Origin of the sequence: Paenibacillus sp. PvP094 (assembly GCF_040546835.1) — a bacterium.
GTDB lineage: Bacteria > Bacillota > Bacilli > Paenibacillales > Paenibacillaceae > Paenibacillus > Paenibacillus illinoisensis.
In genome coordinates this window covers 6,577,601-6,596,065 of record NZ_JBEPOM010000001.1, presented here as the reverse complement: position 1 = coordinate 6,596,065, position 18,465 = coordinate 6,577,601, and the positions used below count along the sequence as shown (strand labels likewise).

At 44.2% G+C, this 18,465-nt stretch carries 15 protein-coding genes; 10 read left to right on the top strand and 5 right to left on the bottom strand.

Annotated elements, in window-relative coordinates:
* Window positions 1-313: 313 nt before the first annotated feature.
* Together ABIC22_RS29725 and ABIC22_RS29720 are read right to left on the bottom strand one after the other, a co-directional pair.
* Window positions 314-1,528, bottom strand: a complete 1,215-nt coding sequence (locus ABIC22_RS29725; protein WP_354485703.1) for a helix-turn-helix domain-containing protein — start codon at window positions 1,526-1,528, stop codon at window positions 314-316.
* 918 nt (window positions 1,529-2,446) lie between these two features.
* On the bottom strand, window positions 2,447-3,949 hold the full coding sequence (locus ABIC22_RS29720; protein WP_095288093.1) for a hypothetical protein: 1,503 nt from the start codon (window positions 3,947-3,949) through the stop codon (window positions 2,447-2,449).
* 221 nt (window positions 3,950-4,170) lie between these two features.
* Between ABIC22_RS29720 and ABIC22_RS29715 the strand changes: the two genes are divergently transcribed.
* From ABIC22_RS29715 to ABIC22_RS29705, 3 genes are all read left to right on the top strand, one after another.
* Window positions 4,171-5,655: an amidase family protein gene (locus ABIC22_RS29715; protein ID WP_354485701.1), complete on the top strand. Its 1,485-nt coding sequence runs from the start codon at window positions 4,171-4,173 to the stop codon at window positions 5,653-5,655.
* Window positions 5,656-5,880: 225 nt separating this feature from the next.
* On the top strand, window positions 5,881-7,470 hold the full coding sequence (locus ABIC22_RS29710; RefSeq protein WP_354485699.1) for a class I adenylate-forming enzyme family protein: 1,590 nt from the start codon (window positions 5,881-5,883) through the stop codon (window positions 7,468-7,470).
* Between the two features lie 61 nt (window positions 7,471-7,531).
* A complete protein-coding gene (locus tag ABIC22_RS29705; protein ID WP_354485697.1) occupies window positions 7,532-8,290 on the top strand; it encodes a hypothetical protein in 759 nt (252 codons plus the stop codon).
* Between the two features lie 187 nt (window positions 8,291-8,477).
* Here ABIC22_RS29705 and ABIC22_RS29700 read toward each other — a convergent pair whose 3' ends face one another.
* The 3 genes from ABIC22_RS29700 to ABIC22_RS29690 all read right to left on the bottom strand — a co-directional run bounded on the left by ABIC22_RS29700 (window position 8,478) and on the right by ABIC22_RS29690 (window position 9,966).
* The gene (locus ABIC22_RS29700) at window positions 8,478-8,774 is read right to left on the bottom strand and encodes a putative quinol monooxygenase (RefSeq protein WP_127536506.1); all 297 of its coding nucleotides are present in this window, start codon (window positions 8,772-8,774) and stop codon (window positions 8,478-8,480) included.
* An 89-nt stretch (window positions 8,775-8,863) separates the two neighbouring features.
* On the bottom strand, window positions 8,864-9,514 hold the full coding sequence (locus ABIC22_RS29695; RefSeq protein WP_154895972.1) for a nitroreductase family protein: 651 nt from the start codon (window positions 9,512-9,514) through the stop codon (window positions 8,864-8,866).
* A 32-nt stretch (window positions 9,515-9,546) separates the two neighbouring features.
* Entirely contained in the window at window positions 9,547-9,966 is a 420-nt protein-coding gene (locus ABIC22_RS29690; protein WP_127536505.1) for a MarR family winged helix-turn-helix transcriptional regulator, read from the bottom strand.
* Window positions 9,967-10,371: 405 nt separating this feature from the next.
* On the opposite strand from ABIC22_RS29690, the gene ABIC22_RS29685 reads away from it, so the two are divergent.
* The 7 genes from ABIC22_RS29685 (at window position 10,372) to ABIC22_RS29655 (ending at window position 18,386) form a co-directional block, all read left to right on the top strand.
* Window positions 10,372-10,893 (top strand): TetR/AcrR family transcriptional regulator, encoded by a 522-nt coding sequence (locus tag ABIC22_RS29685; protein WP_127536504.1) that lies wholly within the window; start codon window positions 10,372-10,374, stop codon window positions 10,891-10,893.
* Window positions 10,894-11,012: 119 nt separating this feature from the next.
* Window positions 11,013-11,966 carry an SDR family NAD(P)-dependent oxidoreductase gene (locus ABIC22_RS29680; protein WP_354485694.1) on the top strand — a complete coding sequence of 318 codons (954 nt, stop codon included), beginning with the start codon at window positions 11,013-11,015 and terminating at the stop codon, window positions 11,964-11,966.
* 397 nt (window positions 11,967-12,363) lie between these two features.
* Window positions 12,364-13,791, top strand: a complete 1,428-nt coding sequence (locus tag ABIC22_RS29675) for an NAD(P)-binding domain-containing protein (RefSeq protein WP_354485692.1) — start codon at window positions 12,364-12,366, stop codon at window positions 13,789-13,791.
* A gap of 140 nt (window positions 13,792-13,931) precedes the next feature.
* A complete protein-coding gene (locus ABIC22_RS29670) occupies window positions 13,932-14,408 on the top strand; it encodes a hypothetical protein (RefSeq protein ID WP_354485690.1) in 477 nt (158 codons plus the stop codon).
* A gap of 263 nt (window positions 14,409-14,671) precedes the next feature.
* Window positions 14,672-15,418, top strand: a complete 747-nt coding sequence (locus ABIC22_RS29665; RefSeq protein WP_127536500.1) for a DeoR/GlpR family DNA-binding transcription regulator — start codon at window positions 14,672-14,674, stop codon at window positions 15,416-15,418.
* Between the two features lie 2 nt (window positions 15,419-15,420).
* Entirely contained in the window at window positions 15,421-16,332 is a 912-nt protein-coding gene (gene pfkB, locus ABIC22_RS29660; protein ID WP_127536499.1) for a 1-phosphofructokinase, read from the top strand.
* 86 nt (window positions 16,333-16,418) lie between these two features.
* Window positions 16,419-18,386 carry a PTS fructose transporter subunit IIABC gene (locus ABIC22_RS29655; protein ID WP_354485687.1) on the top strand — a complete coding sequence of 656 codons (1,968 nt, stop codon included), beginning with the start codon at window positions 16,419-16,421 and terminating at the stop codon, window positions 18,384-18,386.
* The last annotated feature ends 79 nt before the right edge of the window (window positions 18,387-18,465 follow it).

The following is an 18,465-nucleotide window of genomic DNA, read 5'->3' as shown; positions in this document are numbered from 1 at the left end:
TGAAATACCCATTAACGATCAATACATCCAAATGAGTAAAATCAATATAAACATTACCTAAATTACAAAACCACATGAAATAAAACGTTATCCACAGTTTTAGTGGCGAAATTGGGATTCACAGGAAGTTGTGAGATCGCTTCTATTCCGCTATTTAAAGTGCCAATCTAACTAAATCCAACTAAAAGCTCGCAATAACAGTAGAGTAGAAAAAAACAAATAGCAGTCATTCTACTATTCGTAGAACCACTGCAACACAAGTTAGACTGAAATGAATGATAAGGATGCACAAATAAATCTAACCCTATAGAAATTAGACGATGTGCGCTTGAGATTGAGTATTTTTTTGTCTATTCATATACTTCTCAATTTCCATCTTGATCTCCAGAATTGGAGCTGGAAGAGTTCTGATCCGGTAATAATGCTGGATAAACCATTCCGGATGTTGTCTGAAACGATTAAGCCAGCAAGAATGAATGAGACGAAGTTTGTCCCACACTTTAACTTGTTGGCTATGCGCTGCTTCGATTAGTTCTTGATTCATCATGGAGATCTCATCATTGGCAGAGAGGTTGGTCTCCGCCATGTGTTTCTTCTGCTTGATCTGCACAAGCTCCACAGATAGTTGTACCGCATAGTTTAACTCGGCTGATTCCATAATGGACCGAAAATAAGCACTGATCTCATTCAGTTCATTCTTTTCTTCATTCACAATATAGGAGGAATCTTCTCTGTAGATCATGTTAAAGAAGGTCTGTGACCGTCTTTTATAATTTTGAATGCTAAAAAGAGCATGGTCGAAAATTTCAGTTGCATACTCATATCCAAATTTCGCATAGTAGTCTTCCATGACTTTTGCTATTTGCCAAACCGCTTTCCGGGATATAAAGTCACAGCAAAAACGATGCTTCATAAGCTGTTTGGTCACCCACAGCTCAGCACCTTCAGAATAGATTTCACCCATGTCAATCCATTTGGAGTGAACGTTCAGTACTTGGAAGTTTTCAGTATGTATTTTGATCTTCAGATATTTGGAAGCCTTCTTAAGAATTGTGATCGCTTCTTTTGGCGTACGTATATTAAGCAGTCCAGTTGGCCCATAAAGATCATTGATGTAACCCCAGCGGAAATTGCCTGGAATATAGATAAGCTCTTTGCCAACATAATGAAGCACAAAGCGTTGAACATTTCGGTCCTCAGACAAAAACTCATCGCATGTAAAGAAGGCGAAATTTTTGGCATAGAGCGTTTCCTGTGAAACTTCCGCTTGATCACGTACAAAGATATAACGGTCAAAGAACAATGTACCAGCGTTATTGTAGTGAATAATACCTTCGTGTTCTAACTTGTGGAGAAGAATTCGGATTCGATAAGTGGAGGTACCCATTCGTTTAGCGAGCTCGGTCTGAGAAAGAGGAACTTCTCCGCCATATGCGCAAACGGTACCCAGCAGGAGTTTGAGTTTGAAAAGCAAACGAGTGTCATGATGTAGGGTCTGTGCATCGAATAGATCAGGATGGTGTTTCATCTGCGCCTCTCCTTAACTCCCAACTGTAAAAATGGGTATGGAAAATAAGGGTTTTGGCTTTTGTTTTTTTAGAAGACATGCTATAATGAACACATCAAAAAAGAAGCAAGACCAAGACCCCGACTTTTCGTGGTTTTAATAAGTGCCAGTCGCCAAACTATCCACTTATTAGAACGATATCGTTGGGTTCTTTTTTTTTTATTTTAACAGAGATTTTTATTAGCTTTCCATTTACTATAAATAGATTATAGCATCCGTCTATTTAATTGGGAACACCATGAAAAGTACGAGAAATGCGTAATAAAAATAGAAATGAAGAACGAAACGTAATTTGACGACCATACATATAGTACGAGAAAAAAGTTAGAAATTTAAAAATAAGGCTACAAGCTTGCATTTAGGTTGTACTCGACACAACTAGAACTTTTTTTTGTTCATTTTAGTACGTGGAATTCGTAATAAATTTATTAAGGTACGAGTTTTGAGTAATAATTATTAGAAAGTACGAAAAATAAGTGAGAATTACGTTAATATTTAGGGCGTTACCCTATAGCGTAAAGCTTGAAACAGCGAATCGAAGTACGAGTTTTTCGTAATAAAAATGAGACTGTCTTTTCAGAGCATTGTATATTGTGAATAATCAATTAAAGTACGAATAAAAGGTAAGAAAATGAAATCAGGTACGTTGTTTTCGTAATAAAATAATGTGGGGGAATTGTACTAATGGCGTTGTAGTGGGATATTTATTTTTATTACGAAATGAAGTACGAAAAAAAAGTAATAATATAATGCCAGTACGAGAAATGAGTAATAAAAATTCAATCAAGCAGCACTACAAAATGTTAATATTTCTAATCATCAGGGTAGATGGGGCTGCAGGAAAACCTACATAAGCAAAAAAAAAATGGAGAATGAGGTTCATTCTCCAATAAGTTCAGTCTGTATAGGAAAGGTAAGCTGAATAGGCGGCTCGGCTTGATCGAAAAAGTCGTGCATTTCCGTATGTGTTAATGGAATAAACGAGATCTCAAAAGAGGAATGAAGTCGTTTATAATCGGCAATCAGGAAATTCAGGCTTTTGAACTCCTCAAGCGCGTCCTGAATCTTTTTCATGTTTTGTTCCGTTTTTCTTTTGTCCATTCGGACTTTACGCAAGAAATAGCTGAGCGGGAAGATATCGATGAATTGGTTCCCTTGTACATACCGCTCCAGACGTTCTTTCTGTAATGCATGGACCAAAATTTTCGAGATGTTTCCTTCAATGGAGTTGAGGCTGTCTCTATAGATTTTGACGGTCTGTTGATTAATGTATTGCTGGTGGAAGTACGTACCGATAACAATTTCGGCATAACGTCTGCCATTGGGATTGGAGTTGATGACAACCGAGTCAAATATGGACCAGTCGGCAGAACCGGATCTTGCCTTTTCAGACTTCTTCTTAATCACGGCCTGAAAGCCAAACGACCTGATTTTACGCAATCTTTTCTCAATCTCAACGTAGTTTTTAACCCCAGAAGAATTATAAGCTTTGCTGACCAGCTTGGAAATATCAACCGTGATCGTCCGATCTGTGTAAAAGGATTCATCCTTCTGGGAAAGGACATAGAAAATGATATCCCGATCAGTACCATCCAGTGATTTCGTAAGGCTTTTATCCGCGAGCAGGAAATCTCCATCCTCAACCTTGATAATGGTGCGCAGGAACTCATTGTCACTGATCTCATAATCATCAAAATAGGTTTGTTTATTGGTAATTTCGTCCAATTCCATTCGGATCTTCAGGTTTGTTGATTTTTCAGCAAAAACGACATCTTCGATCAGGCCATGAGGCTGCACATCCACTGCATTGGTTAGATCGTGTTTATCAATAATATCAGCCACAATAAAGTGCAGATCGGTATCGATGGCCTTTTTGATCTGATTGGTTTTTTTACTCGACAAGTAACGATAGTCCGTGAGGTACGTGGAGCTGGTGGTTGCCCACTCACTAATTTGTTGCAAGCGTAAAGCGGGTAAATCGTTCAGGTCCTTTACGCCAATCAATCTTTCGGATTCAGCAACGATATCCAGCCCCGCATTCGATGCCTTCATTTGCTCCAGCGCAAGTTTCCAAGAGCTAATCTCAATCAGAACAGGATTGTTTGGCACGGAATCCAGTTCCTCTTTAAATTTCTTGAGCCAGTACTTTTTGCTCTGTTGTCTTTTGCGATAATTTTTATCCCGAATCTCAACGTGGTCTTCCAGATGAGGCGTATCAAATCCAAAATTCTGGATTAAGAGTTCCTTGATTAGCTCAAACAGCCACGTCTCTTTTGAGGTGCTGGTCGTTTCCTTGTATACATACATGTATAGATGATCGACAATTCTTGGTGGTAAGCACTCAATTGTCTTGGTAATTGCAAAAAGCGAAAGTTTAACCATAACCATTCTCCCTTAAAAAAACTTCTCCTTAAAAATATATCATAACTTCATGTCCATTAGGGCAGGGATTATCATGGAAAAGGATTTGGTATAGGGAAATGACACGAGATCAATGTCGATCTCTTCCTGTATATTGCTTCGTATCTCTGCTAGGAGGCAAGAGGACAACAGTCAGATTCGTCGAACCCTAAGTAGTAGATGGCCAAAAGGAGAGACTATATATGGATAGAACGTTAAATGAACTTCTAATAGAGGCAGACATCACTTCGCTACAGTCCGCGATGGAATCCGGATTGATATCGTCGGAGGTCTGCGTTCGTTGGTATTTGGAGCGAATCAACAGGCTCAACCCTAAACTAAAAGCGGTACTTGAAGTCAATCCGGATGCGATAGAGGAAGCCATTGCGCTTGATGCAGAGCGGAGGGAGCAGGGGGTGCGTGGACCGCTTCATGGTATCCCCATCCTGCTCAAGGATAATATTGATACAGGAGATCACATGCATACCAGTGCAGGTTCAGTCGCGCTAGCAGAACATATTGCAAAGTCAGATTCAATGGTGGCTGCACAGTTAAGAGCGGCCGGAGCCGTATTTCTGGGAAAGGCAAACATGACGGAATGGGCAAATTTTATGTCGAGCAACATGTGGTCCGGGTATAGCTCAAGGGGCGGACAGACATTGAATCCTTATGGTCCTGGAGAGTTGTTCGTTGGGGGATCGAGTTCGGGCTCTGCAGCAGCCGTCGCTGCCAATTTGTGTACCGCCGCCATAGGGACAGAAACATCAGGTTCAATTATTAGTCCAGCCTCGCAAAACAGCCTTGTTGGCCTTAAGCCGACGATTGGTCTGGTCAGTCGTACAGGAATTATCCCCATTACCTATAGCCAGGATTCGGCTGGGCCGATGACACGTACGGTAAGAGATGCAGCCATTTTGCTTGGTGCAATGACTGCAGTGGATCCGGATGATGCGGCGATGCACGAGAAAGGACGGAAAGCCTATACCGATTATACGCCCTTTCTGGATGCGAACGGACTGCAAGGCGCAAGAATCGGCGTTCCGCGATTCTACTATGAGGAACTGGATGAAGCACGAGCAGCAGTTATCGAACGTGCAATCAGTCTATGCAGAGAACAGGGAGCAATCATTGTTGATCCGGTGTCATTGCCCTGTGAGAGTGCGAAGTGGGACTGGGACGTGATGCGTTATGAATTTAAAAAAGGGTTAAATGACTATCTTGCCCAATCTGGTCCAGGTGCTTACGTCAGCACGTTAGATGAGCTTATCGCTTATAATGAGGCAAATGCTGATGCTGCGCTTAAATATGGACAGGATACGCTGATCTGGTCGAATGAAACAAGTGGTATCTTATCTGAACCGGAGTACGCCGAGAGCCTGCGGTTGAATCGTCTGTTCTCCCGTGACCAGGGCATCGACCACGTGATCCGTGAACATCAGTTAGATGCGTTGATATTTCTGGGCAATGAGGAAGGACTCGATGTGTCTGCACGTGCTGGGTATCCTGTAATTACTGTTCCCGGCGAGTACGTCGACACAGGGATTATTGGTGAAGATGGCTATTCGACCAAAGGGCCACAGGGGATTACGTTTGTCGGAACCGCCTACAGCGAGCCGATCCTTTTCCGATTGGCGTACGCGTACGAACAAGCGACCAAATTTCGTTTTGCGCCTAATGATGAGCGCTAATCCGTTTGAGAATCAAACAAAATATCTGAAACATACAGTACAGCTAACCACCAATAGACGGTAACCACAACAGGTTGCCGTTTTATTGATTAACAAGACTAGTGAGAGTTAAACATTATCAGGTAAGCTGATGAGATTCATTGAAAAGTATTATGCTTAGTATTTCCAGCAATATGATATGATCTCCTTAATCCTAGTACTCATACCAGATTAAGGGGAGGTATCATGTTTCTATTTGAACGACTACCTGAGGCAGTACGATTGTTTTCTGATGCACCTGCACTTAGGCGGCATGGACATACTATCACATACGGTGAGCTGCATCATCTCGTTGAAAAACTTGGGCGTGCCTTCTATGCGAATGGACTTCGGCCAGGAGATCGTCTTGCTCTTCTCGGGCATCCGGATCCGCAGCTGGTTGTTTCCCTTTATGCAGCCGTTGAAGTGGGTGCGATACCGACAGCGATTTCACCGTTACTAAGTGTCCCAGAGATTGCAGCGATTCTTGAAGACGCTGAACCCAAATTCCTAGTTCATGATAATGATTACGCTAATGCAGCATATTCCGCTGTAAAACTTCTCTCGCGACCTCCAATCCTTTATTCTGCTGAAGAAAGTTCAGTTTCTAATTCGATGACAGCTATATTACATCAGGATATAGCGCCTATTCCCGCTGAGGTCTTTGACCGTCAATTGGATGATATCGCTGTATTGATTTATACAGGAGGAACAACAGGCAGACCCAAAGGAGTAATGCATTCTCATCGCAGTATGTCTGCTTGGAACCAATTTACGCCTAGTAATGGGTTTGGATATGACAAGAATCGTCGAGTATTGGTACTTAATCTTTCACACCTTGTTGGCCAATTCCAACTATGGGCGACAATGTCAGCTGGAGGCTGTCTGGTCTTTCTTGATGAGTATCCAGCTAATATCCAGCATATCGTTGAGGTAGTAGATCGCGAACAAATCTCGCACCTAAGTACGGTCGGGCAACTGCTGCGTGACTTGACCAATGAGGTAATCGCTACGGGTAGGGATTTACCAAGTCTTAAGGTCATTGGATGTGGAGGATCAGTCATATCACCAGATACGCTAATTAAAGCGGTCGAACATTTCACAGAGGCGTTGATCGTGAACAACTACTCTCAAGCAGAATGTGGTATGGCAATTAGTCGACTACTACCTGTACATCATATGGATAATCTAATGGTTCTACGATCAGTAGGCCGTCCTAACGACCTAGCTGCACAAGGAGAAAAAGCTTTTCAGGTACGGATCGTTACTCAAGATGGACAAGATGCAGCAGAAAATGAGTCTGGCGAAATTGTAGTTCGTGGAGCCCAAACGATGTTGGGGTACTGGCGTCAACCAGAGACCACAAATGAAATAAAAGAGAATGGATGGATTCACACCGGGGATGTTGGTTGTCTTGATGGTGAGGGATATCTATTTGTATTAGATCGTCTTAAGGATATGGTCATCATCAACGGTTCCAATGTGTTCTGTCCTGAAGTGGAACAAGTATTAGTGGGTCATGCACAGGTTAAAGAAGTGGCGGTTATTGGAATCCCTCTCCCCACGGAAGGGGAGGAACTTGTAGCTTGCATCGTTCTACGTGACGGGGGGAGTTTAAAGCTGGAACAATTGTGGGCGTTTTGCGAACCTAGGCTAGCACGATATAAATGGCCAACAAAGATCTACATTCTCGATTCTCTGCCTCGAACTGCTGTAGATAAGGTAGACAAAAAAAGTTTGCGCATGCGATTTTCCCATCTGCTAAAAATTAATCTGCAAGAAGAGACGGGAAAGTGATACGAAAAAAGGTTGTAACTCAGGCACCGGTTTCCTTGTTTAATAAGATGAGGTGATATCAATGGGGCTGTTTCAATATCGGAACATGCGTTGGTTTTTATTATGCAGTTTGGTTGTTTTGGTTAGCTGCGGTACAGTGAGTAAGGAGAAGTCTCAGGAAGCTAACCCTGAATTCGTGATAAATGAAGAGAAAAAGCCATGCCCCGGGGTTATCGAATGGATTGATTTTGTAATGATTGATGGTATTTTATACTTCCATAACAATGACCAAGCCGTACCGGCAGAGAATATAGGGGAAAGGATAGGGGAAGTCTCGTATATGCTGAATGAACATGCATGTGCGGATCACGTGACTGCCAATGGAGATGCTGCATTTCTTCCAATTGGAACGGACATCTATGAACTGAAAGGTTATAAGTCTCACTTTCGCGTTGTAGCGGATCATAAAATGTATCAAGTAAGTGAAAATCCCAATGCCAAAACAATGGGCGGTCTCTTGGATATCGAAGGTAAAGTAAAGAAAGTTAGCCTTGAAAGTGGCAATGATGGCAGTGTGATCGGGGACTTTCCCCAAGAAATAGCCACAGAATTCGTTAACGAGCTGCTACCTTTAACATATGTTGGTTTTGATGAGGTCTACCAAAAGGCAAAGCATGAAACCGGCATTTTTTTGCGTGTACACCTTCAAGATGGTACATCATTTAGAATGGTGTACTACTCGAAGGCCAATGCTTTCTCCGCAGGAGCTTTTGGAACAGAAAAACTGGGAACATTAATTACATCTCAGAGAAAACAACTTAAAGCAGCTGCGGGTTTGTAGCAGGAACGAATAAGGGATTCACTTACGTGGATCCTCGCTCTTCTTGTGTTCAGAACATCAGCTCCGATAGTGGCGTCCAAGGCAAAAAGCCGGCCCCAAAGTCAAATGACTTCGGAGACGGCTTTTTGTTGTTTATTAGGACACATTGGATCTAGATGCTTGCAAATGACCTAATGTGGTCTTAATTTTAGTGTTTAACTGCTTCGCCAGCGAATACTTCCACGTTCATCGGTGCAGCCATGAATGCTGCTGCTTGTTGAACGAATCCTTGGAAATGAGCGCTTGCGTTGTGAGCTGCTGTAGCTGCTTCGTCTTTCCACAATTCGATCATGGTATATTGATGTTCTTGTTCAGTGCTTTTGTTCAGAACATAGCTGATGTTGCCTTCTTCATTGCGAGTTGCTGCAACGAGTTCTTTGGCTGCTGCGAGGAATGCTTGCTCTTGATCCGGTTTAATGGACAGGTGTGCGTGAATGATAATCATGTGTGTTTACCTCCGTAATGTATATAAATTGTTTGATTGTTGCCAATAGTTAAGGGTGACGCAGTTCAATGAAAAGTGTGATACATCAATTATGCCCAAGTTGTAATCGTATCAACTGGCAGACGGTAGGATGGATGACCCTCTTTGGCTGATTTACCCATGGAGATCAGCATAACCGGTTGATAGCGTTCTTTGTCCATACCGAACGCTTCAGCGATTTGATCTTTTTCGTAACCGCCAATAGGGTTGGTATCATAACCGTGAGCACGGGCAACCAGCATCAATTGCATGGATACCAGACCTGCATCAATCAGGTTGACATCGCGAAGAGCAGATTCTGGCATAACCTTGTAATAAGGCATAACTTTAGCCAACTGCATATCTTTTACTTCTTGTGGCATATAACCAAGCTCTACCGCTTTGCCGAAGATTTCTTCCATATAATCGATGTTGTTCATGTCAACAAATACGCCGATAACTGCAGAAGAAGTCAACACCTGATTTTGATTGAATCTGGCAAGAGGAGCAAGCTTCTCTTTACCCTCAGCTGTGTCCACAACCAGGAAGCGCCAAGGCTGCAGGTTGATGGAGGACGGGGCACGGGAAGCTTCGGCCAGAATCTCGGTCATCTCTTCACGACTGATTTTTACCTCTGGATCATAAAGTTTAACGGAACGACGGCCGTATGTGATCTCGTTAAAATCGTTCGTTTTTTGAAATGTACTTTGAAAGCTACTCATTCAGTGGATCTCTCCTCTATAGATAAAGTTGATCAGAAATTGTTCTGCATGCGTTCCAGATAGTTTGCAAGGGCCTGAATCTCATCTTCATTGAAATCATGTAATATCTGATGAATGAAATTCTTTTTCTCTACTTTGTAACCCTCAATATGTTTCCGGCCATCATCGGTAAGACGAACAAAGGTAACACGGTTGTCTTCCGGATTTTTGCGTCTGGTTACCATGCCGTCCGCTTCGAGCTGCTTCAAATGGCGGGTGATGGCAGCACTGTCGATATTGATGATTTTTTGCAGCATCGATTGGTTGATCTCGTCGACCTGATCCAATTCATACAGAATCTCAAAGCGGGATGAACTGATTCCTGTGCACCGCTCGAACTTCGGGCTGACTTTGTTGCCAAGAGCATTAAGAAGATTGATAATCTGCTCTTCCTTAGAAACGATACGTGTCATGACTAGACCTCCCGGGTGAATCTGGACATGAACAACGGCTTATGTTCACACAATCCGATTGTGGCCTTTTTTACGATGCCAGTGTTGATAAAAATAATGGATGCCTCAACAATTGACATGTCAATCATTGACTGCTCAATTAATATATCATGCCTCTTTTTGTTTTGCAACCCAAAATAATATGAAAAAATATGCACATCAATCGGATTCCTTCGTAATCACGCTATGCAGTAGGATGTCCTGTTATAGTCATAAATATTGAGATTATATTTAAGTCAGAGGGGCTATCAACTATAAAATGAAGAACTTTTAAGTAGAAGAGGGCTATATTTTACAAAGACAGCTGTTATCCTATATACTTCAAGCTATTGATCAATTAATTACTACAGTTAGAGGTGAAACGACATGGCCAAAGATACAACGGCTTCAGTTAATCGGCGGAACGACATTATCTCAGCGGCAATTGACGTATTTGCAGAAATCGGATACTACCGTGCAACGACAGCACAAGTGGCTGAGAGGGCTCAGATTTCGCAGCCTTATATTTTTCGTTTTTTCAAAACGAAGGAAGCCCTGCTGCTGTCCGCACTGGAAGTATCATGGACGCGAGTCATTGATTCATTTCGACAGGTTGTAGAAACAGCAGCATCGGATCAACTGGAGCGCGAATTGATAGACGCATATGAGAAGATTCTGGAATCACACCAAAGTGAAATCCTGCTTCAGATGCAAGCTCAGACCATTCAGGAAGAAGTGATTCGTCAAGCGATGCAGAAAGGGTTCAGTGAAGTGAGAACCATGGTTCTGAATGCTTTTAGCCATGCTGGCATTGCCGAAGCGAAGCAAAGAACGTTGGTTTTCCTGGCGATCGGCATGTTATGCAATGTCTCAATAGCACTGGATATGCCTGAGCTCAAAGAGAGATAGGAAGGGTAAATGCCCTTTTTCAAAATTAGTTATTGATCAATCACTAAATATGCGTTATATTGTGTTCAGGAGTTGTAAGTAATTGATCAATAACTAAATGAGTGAGAGGATGTATGGAGATGAAAAAGGCAATTGTTATTGGTGCAACAGGCGGAACGGGTGCTGCCATTACACAGGAATTGATTAAGCGGGGGATCGCAACGGTTGCCTATGGACGTTCACGGCACAAATTGGAACAGCTTGCAGCAAAGCTGGGTTTCCCGGATCATCTCCAGCTCGCTGTGGGTGATGCATTTAACCCAGATGAAATAGTCGCTGCTTCCCAGAATGCGGATGTGATGTTCCACTGTGCCAACGTGCCTTACCATGAGATGGAGAGCAGACTCCTGCCACTGGGTGAATCCGTTATGAAGGCAGCTGAACAGCTGAGTCTGAAAGTGGTTGTCATTGATGGGATCTACCCCTACGGGAGAAGGCAAATGAACGAAGTAACGGAAGAACATCCGAAGCAGCCGCATACCCGCAAAGGAAAAACAAGACTCGCCTACGAGCAGATGTTATTCAGCAGCAGGTGGTCCAGAGCGCAAGTCATGATTGTACGTTTGCCTGATTATTATGGCCCGACCGCGAATGAAGCCTCTTACCTGGGATCAACACTTGAATCGATCGCTAAGGGAAAAATGGCTTTTTTCATCGGCAATATGGAAACACCACGAGAATATATCTATCTGCCAGATGCAGCGGTTATGGTAGTGGAACTGGCAAGCAGGGAGAACACCTACAATCAGAACTGGAATATACCCGGTGCTGGCATTATTGCAGGCAAAGAGATCGTTAGGATCGCACAGAGGGCGGCGGGTGTAACGAAACCAGTCGTGGCACTTGGGAAAATAGGACTGTCCCTGATTGGGCTGGGGGTGCCGGTCATGAAGGAAGTCGTAGAGATGTTATACCTAACCAAGGAGCCACTCGTCTTAAGCAGACAGAAGTATGAACGCAACATTGGTCCTGTGAAGGCGACGCCTTTCGCACAAGGAATTGCTGAAACCATTGCACAGCTTCAGAAAAAGTAAATTACATTTTTTAATATTTAGTAATTGATTAATCACTAACCAAGCAAATAAATGAATACTGATTATGAATGACAGACAGATCCGGAAGCAATACCCGGGTCTTTTTTATATATGTACGCCTTGGTCATAACGATGACATCCAACTTTCAGTAACGGACAACATTTATTTGAGGGTGTATTTCGTAACGGTCAACAAGCATGTTAGCTATTTTTAGATTGGATGACAATAAAGCTTCCGTCATATTCAAAAAAGTAAAGGCAACCCATATACTAACGCTAATATAAATGTCGTAGATGCAGCGATTGCACTGAAAAATGGATTAAATATGACATCAACTTAACGTATGGCTGAGATTGAATCGAAATCGATTAATGTATCTTGAAAGGGTTGGGGATCATGAGCCTGGAAGCTTTGAATCAACGAGTAAAAGAAGATCTCGCATATTTGGCCTATGGCGGTGCAAACTGGGTGCGTTCCATGGAACATGCTGAGGGTCATGTATATGACGTGATTATTGTAGGAGGAGGACAGAGCGGCCTGGGAGCAGCTTTTGGCCTGCTGCGTGAGCGGATTTCTAACATTTTGGTTATTGACGAAAATAAAGCCGGACTGGAAGGGCCTTGGGAAACATACGCCCGTATGACGACCCTACGTACTCCTAAACATCTGACGTCCATTGATCTGGGTATTCCATCCCTAACCTTTCGTTCCTGGTGGGAGGCTCAGTTTGGACTGGAAGGCTGGGAAGCGGTGGACAAGATTCCACGCGGGGATTGGATGAATTATTTGCGGTGGTATCGAGACGTGCTGAATCTGCCTGTAATCAATGAAGTAAAGCTAAAATTGATCGAACCCGCATCTGAGGGGCTTCACCGACTTCATGTGGAGGGTTCCGGTGTCGATTCCGGCACGCTGCTGGCGCGAAAAGTCGTGCTGGCTACCGGCATACAGGGAGGAGGAGAATGGCATGTACCTTCCATGATTGCAGAACGACTGCCGAGAGAACTGTATGCTCATACTTCCGAGGCTATTGATTTTGAACGGTTGCGCGGCAAAAGAATTGCCATATTAGGGGGAGGAGCTTCCGCTTTTGATAATGCAAGTTTTGCGCTTGCTGCAGGAGTTGCTGAAGCACATGTGTTTGTGCGGCGAGCACAACTTCCAAGTGTCAATCCCATACGCCAGATGGAGCAATCCGGGATGATTGAACGTTTTCATGCATTAGGGGCAGCTGATAAATATGCGGTAATTTCACACTTTTTTCAATACAATCAACCTCCAACCAATGATACCTTCAACCGGGCAGCAGCCTGGCCGGGCTTTGAACTGCATTTGAATTCACCCTGGCTCGGTGTGGAAGCAAACGAGGATGGAGCCGTAGTGACAACAGCCAAGGGAAAATTTGCTTTTGATTTTCTGGTGATTAGTACCGGGCTGCTAAGTGATCCCGCATTGCGGCCGGAACTCAAACTGGTGGAAAGTCATATTGCTCGTTGGGCGGATTGTTATGAAGCGCCGTCTGAGCAGCGCAGTGAGCTGCTGGATGCACATCCCTTCCTTACTTCCGGATTTGCGATGACGAGCCGAAGTGAAGCAGGCGCGTCACAGCTGCACGGGCTGTTTGTTTTCAATTACTCTGCCCTTGCAAGCTGTGGTCTGTCCGCTTCTGCCATCTCGGGCACCAAAAGCGCAGTTCCTAAACTGGTGTCAGCCATAGCGGACCAGCTGTTTTTGGATGATCGGGAGACGATCTTACAGCAATTTTTTGATTACGATGAGCGGGAGTTCACAGCATCCTGGGTAAAAAGCAGCGTTCCCAGCTGAACCAGCCTTATGCTAGCCACATTACAAACCGTACAGTGAGTTTCTGCTGTGCGGTTTGTTTATTTTATTGGAGAACTTACACTCTGCATGGTTTTGTTGTAAAATGTCGAATGGAACATGTAAAGGGCAGGTGTAAGTGGATGAAAGAAATGACCTACGAACAGTTTAGAGCTCATCTGAAGAAAGCTTCACGCAAGCGAGGTGTACCCATAATCAAGATTGTTGCATTTCAGGAGAAATACATGAAGATCGAAGATATTCAGTTCTTCGATGTCGAGCAAAATTATATGAGTGTGCAGGCTTGTAATACACTTTGGATGAACCTGGAGAACAAGTCTTTTCGAAATATGGTATCTCATCCTCTGCAGTTTTATAAGGATATGGAGGATCTGGGAAGACAATCGTTTGAGAATATGATTAAGGAATTGTATGATACGGCGGTTCCACTCTGGTTGGATTATGACCCCAATGATTATTACACCTCTGAACAACTCGCTGAGATTCTGGCTACCGATGAGCAGAAGCTGATTGAACAGCTCGAAATGGGGCGTTTCAAGGGTGCGTTTATAAATGAAGATGGAAAATGGCTTAAACCCAAACCGGGAATAAACCAGTAATGCCTGTGATGATCCTGTATGCGATGAACGGCTGCAGGATTTTTTGATGTAAAAAGGCAAGGGATAGCCTTGGTAAGATATTGGGACACAGATATAGGATTTTAGTATTGGATGATTGTGAACGTTTTAGTTAATATTATGGGAGATAATGGAGTACAAAAGTCGAAAGATGCAAGTTTCTGAAGGTTTATAAATTATTTTGAACGAAAATGATTGTTTTTTGCGGAATTTATGTTACTATAGAAGCAGTTGGAGGAATGAAGATGCTGACTGAAGAACGATATGCTGCAATTATAGAGCGCTTACATCAACAAGGGATAGTTAAATTACAGGAACTTGTCGACGTGCTTGGTGCGTCCGAATCAACGATAAGACGTGATTTAATTGACTTGGAGAGCCGTCAGATGCTGAAACGCATCCATGGCGGGGCAGCACTGATGAACGAAAAGACGCTCGAGCCAGGCATGGAAGAGAAAACATCCAAAAACATTCAACAAAAAGTGACGATTGCTCGTTTGGCTGCACAGGAGATCGAAAATGGCGATTGTATCTATCTGGATGCAGGTACGACGACGCTGGCCATGATTCCCTATATTGAAGCCAAGGACGTAACCGTGGTGACCAACGGTCTATCCCATGTGGAAGCATTGGTTAGCAAGCGGATTCGAAGTTATTTGCTTGGTGGCATGATGAAAATCCATACCAAAGCCGTCATCGGAAGTATAGCATTACAAAATATGGACAACTTCCGTTTTGATAAATGTTTTCTTGGAACCAACGGTGTGGATCCCGAGATGGGGTATACGACTCCTGATCCGGAGGAAGCCTTGATTAAGAGAAGGGCGCATCAATTGTCCGGGAAATCTTACGTGCTGGCAGATTCCAGCAAGATCGGTGAAATTACGTTTGCCAAGTTGTTTGAGCTGGAGGAGGCAGATCTGATTACCGAGCAGATGCCAGAGCACTGGCGAGCCGTAATAGAGCAGAAAACTAAAATAATTGAGGGATAACAATGATATATACGATAACACTTAATCCTTCCATTGATTACATCGTGGAAGTGGATGACCTGAAGCTCGGCGGATTGAATCGCATGAATCGGGATTTGAAGCTTCCAGGTGGTAAAGGCATCAATGTATCACGTGTGCTGAATCAGCTGGGAGCAGGTAACACGGCGATTGGATTCCTTGGTGGATTCACAGGTCGTTTCATTAATGACAAGTTGCAGGAAGATCAGATACAGACTGATTTTGTTACCATTGCGGATGATACGCGGATCAATATCAAGTTGAAGCATGGAGACGAGACGGAAATCAACGGTCTTGGCCCGGCCATTCGTGAAGAAGAAGCAGCACAACTGCTGCAGAAACTCTCCTCGCTGCAAACGGGAGATATCGTCGTTCTATCGGGTAGCATTCCGCCATCTCTGGGAACTGATTTTTATGATCGTCTCATTCAAGTCTGCAAGCAGACGGGTGCAGAGTTCGTCATTGATACCACTGGACCGGCATTAATGGAAGCACTGGTGCATAAGCCATTGCTGGTGAAGCCGAATCATCACGAGCTCGCTGAACTTTTCGGGGTTAATATCGAAACTCGGGAAGAGCTGGTCTTGTACGGTCGCAAGCTTCTGGAGGCAGGGGCCAAGCAAGTATTAATCTCCATGGCCGGAGATGGAGCCCTGTTCATTACCGGATCGGATGTGTACCACGCCAGTGTGCCAAAAGGAATGGTGAAAAATTCGGTTGGGGCTGGAGATTCCATGATCGGAGGATTCGTAGGCACTTATGTATTAAATGGTGATATCCTTGAAGCCTTCCGTACGGGAGTCGCTTCCGGAAGTGCAACGGCTTTCTCGGATGATCTTGCTACACGCGAATTCATTGAAGAGCTTCGAGACGAGGTTACCATCACCAAATTGTAGATCGACATGTCCGAGGCAAGCCAATTGTAATTTATAAATTCGGCCTGACAAGCGCAGGCCGACTGAACTCAAGGGGAGTGTAACAGATGAGAATAACAGACCTGATGATCCAGGAAACGATGATCATGGACCTGCAAGCCACAACCAAAGATGAAGCAATTGATGAACTCATTGCAAGTCTGAACAAAAGTGGACGCATTAACGATCCAGTTCTGTTTAAGGAAATGATCTATAAAAGGGAAGCAGAGTCCAGCACAGGAATTGGCGGCGGTATTGCCATGCCCCATGCGAAGACATCTGCAGTGAATGAACCAACTGTAGTATTTGCAAAAAGCAAAAATGGATTGGATTTTGCAGCGCTTGATGATGAGCCGGCTCATATCTTTTTCATGATTGCTGCTCCTGAAGGTGCAGGTAATACCCATCTTCGCACACTCGCTGCTCTTTCCAGGCTGCTGATTGATAGCGATTTCATTGCTCAACTGATGAGTACAGATACGCCTGCAGAAGTAAGTGCATTATTTGATGCGAAGCAGGAGGAAGCAGCGGAGAAAGAAGCTGCCAAGGAGAAAGCGAAAGCCGAAAAGGCTGCAAAAGCCGCAAGTGAAGCAGATTCTGCACCGCAGCAAACTCCTGGCGTCATTGTAGGTAATGAGAATTCAGAAGATTTCGTCGTAGCTGTTACAGCATGTCCAACGGGAATTGCACATACCTTCATGGCTGAGGATGCACTCAAGAAGAAAGCTCAGGAAATGGGCATTAATATCCGCGTAGAGACCAATGGTTCCGAGGGAGCACAGAACGTTTTGACCGCAGATGAGATTGCTCGTGCCAAAGGGGTTATCGTCGCGGCAGATAAAAATGTGGAGATGGCCCGATTTGACGGCAAGCCGGTACTGCAAAGACCGGTAAGCGACGGAATTCGTAAGTCTGAAGAGCTGATTCGCAAAGCGGTGAATGGAGATGCTCCGATCTATCGCAGCCAAGGCGGCAGCAATGTGAAGGAAGACGGAGCGAGTGCGAGCAAAATGAGCGTAGGCAGCAAGATTTACAAGGATCTGATGAACGGTATTTCACATATGCTTCCGTTTGTCGTGGGTGGAGGAATCCTCCTTGCGATTTCGTTCCTGATCGAACAGCTTGCGGGCGAGGATAATCCTCTCTTCCAGCTGCTGCAGACGATTGGCGGCGGAACGGGTGCATTCCATTTCCTCATTCCGGTACTGGCCGGATTTATCGCAATGAGTATTGGTGACCGTCCAGCCCTGATGCCAGGTATGGTTGGTGGATTGATGGCCGTGAACTCCAATGCTGGTTTCCTTGGCGGACTTGCAGCCGGTTTCCTTGCTGGTTATGTTGTTATCGGTTTGCGTAAGCTGCTCAGAGGCTTGCCTAAAGCCATTGACGGTCTGAAACCCATTCTGCTGTATCCTGTACTCGGATTGCTCATTGTTGGTGCAATCAGTTACTATGTCTTCGATCCGATCTTTGGCTCGCTTAACACGTGGCTTGTAGATGCACTTGGAAATCTCGGAACAGGAAATGCTGTATTGCTTGGATTATTGCTTGGCGGCATGATGTCCATTGATATGGGTGGACCGTTCAACAAAGCAGCGTATACATTTGCCATTGGTGTATTCACATCAAGCGGCAACACGGACGGTGCCTGGATGGCTGCCGTAATGGCAGGCGGGATGGTGCCACCTCTGGCCATCGCTCTGGCTTCCACGTTCTTTAAGTCCAAATTCACGGAACAAGAACGCAAATCCGGCTTAACGAACTATGTACTCGGATTATCCTTCATTACTGAAGGTGCCATTCCATTCGCTGCGGCAGACCCGCTGCGTGTACTGACATCCTGTATCATTGGTTCGGCGGTTGCAGGTGGACTAACACAGCTCTGGAGCATTAACGTACCAGCTCCGCACGGAGGAATTTTCGTAGCAGCACTGGCTAACCATGCTCTGTTGTTCCTGCTGGCCGTTGCGATTGGTGCAGTAATCTCAGGTCTGGTATTGGGATTGTGGAAAAAGTCACCAACGGTTGTAAAATAAGCAGTGTTCTAATGTAACAATACCAAGGCATTTCCTGAGTGGCTTCATTCAGGGAATGCTTTTTATATTTTCGCTTGGC

What these genes read in the sequence shown, in the direction of transcription:
- ABIC22_RS29725 (WP_354485703.1), bottom strand. Translation starts at nt 1,528, where the DNA reads ATGAAACACCATCCTGATCTATTCGATGCACAGACCCTACATCATGAC.
- ABIC22_RS29720 (WP_095288093.1), bottom strand. Translation starts at nt 3,949, where the DNA reads ATGGTTAAACTTTCGCTTTTTGCAATTACCAAGACAATTGAGTGCTTA.
- ABIC22_RS29715 (WP_354485701.1), top strand. Translation starts at nt 4,171, where the DNA reads ATGGATAGAACGTTAAATGAACTTCTAATAGAGGCAGACATCACTTCG.
- ABIC22_RS29710 (WP_354485699.1), top strand. Translation starts at nt 5,881, where the DNA reads ATGTTTCTATTTGAACGACTACCTGAGGCAGTACGATTGTTTTCTGAT.
- ABIC22_RS29705 (WP_354485697.1), top strand. Translation starts at nt 7,532, where the DNA reads ATGGGGCTGTTTCAATATCGGAACATGCGTTGGTTTTTATTATGCAGT.
- ABIC22_RS29700 (WP_127536506.1), bottom strand. Translation starts at nt 8,774, where the DNA reads ATGATTATCATTCACGCACACCTGTCCATTAAACCGGATCAAGAGCAA.
- ABIC22_RS29695 (WP_154895972.1), bottom strand. Translation starts at nt 9,514, where the DNA reads ATGAGTAGCTTTCAAAGTACATTTCAAAAAACGAACGATTTTAACGAG.
- ABIC22_RS29690 (WP_127536505.1), bottom strand. Translation starts at nt 9,966, where the DNA reads ATGACACGTATCGTTTCTAAGGAAGAGCAGATTATCAATCTTCTTAAT.
- ABIC22_RS29685 (WP_127536504.1), top strand. Translation starts at nt 10,372, where the DNA reads ATGGCCAAAGATACAACGGCTTCAGTTAATCGGCGGAACGACATTATC.
- ABIC22_RS29680 (WP_354485694.1), top strand. Translation starts at nt 11,013, where the DNA reads ATGAAAAAGGCAATTGTTATTGGTGCAACAGGCGGAACGGGTGCTGCC.
- ABIC22_RS29675 (WP_354485692.1), top strand. Translation starts at nt 12,364, where the DNA reads ATGAGCCTGGAAGCTTTGAATCAACGAGTAAAAGAAGATCTCGCATAT.
- ABIC22_RS29670 (WP_354485690.1), top strand. Translation starts at nt 13,932, where the DNA reads ATGAAAGAAATGACCTACGAACAGTTTAGAGCTCATCTGAAGAAAGCT.
- ABIC22_RS29665 (WP_127536500.1), top strand. Translation starts at nt 14,672, where the DNA reads ATGCTGACTGAAGAACGATATGCTGCAATTATAGAGCGCTTACATCAA.
- pfkB (WP_127536499.1), top strand. Translation starts at nt 15,421, where the DNA reads ATGATATATACGATAACACTTAATCCTTCCATTGATTACATCGTGGAA.
- ABIC22_RS29655 (WP_354485687.1), top strand. Translation starts at nt 16,419, where the DNA reads ATGAGAATAACAGACCTGATGATCCAGGAAACGATGATCATGGACCTG.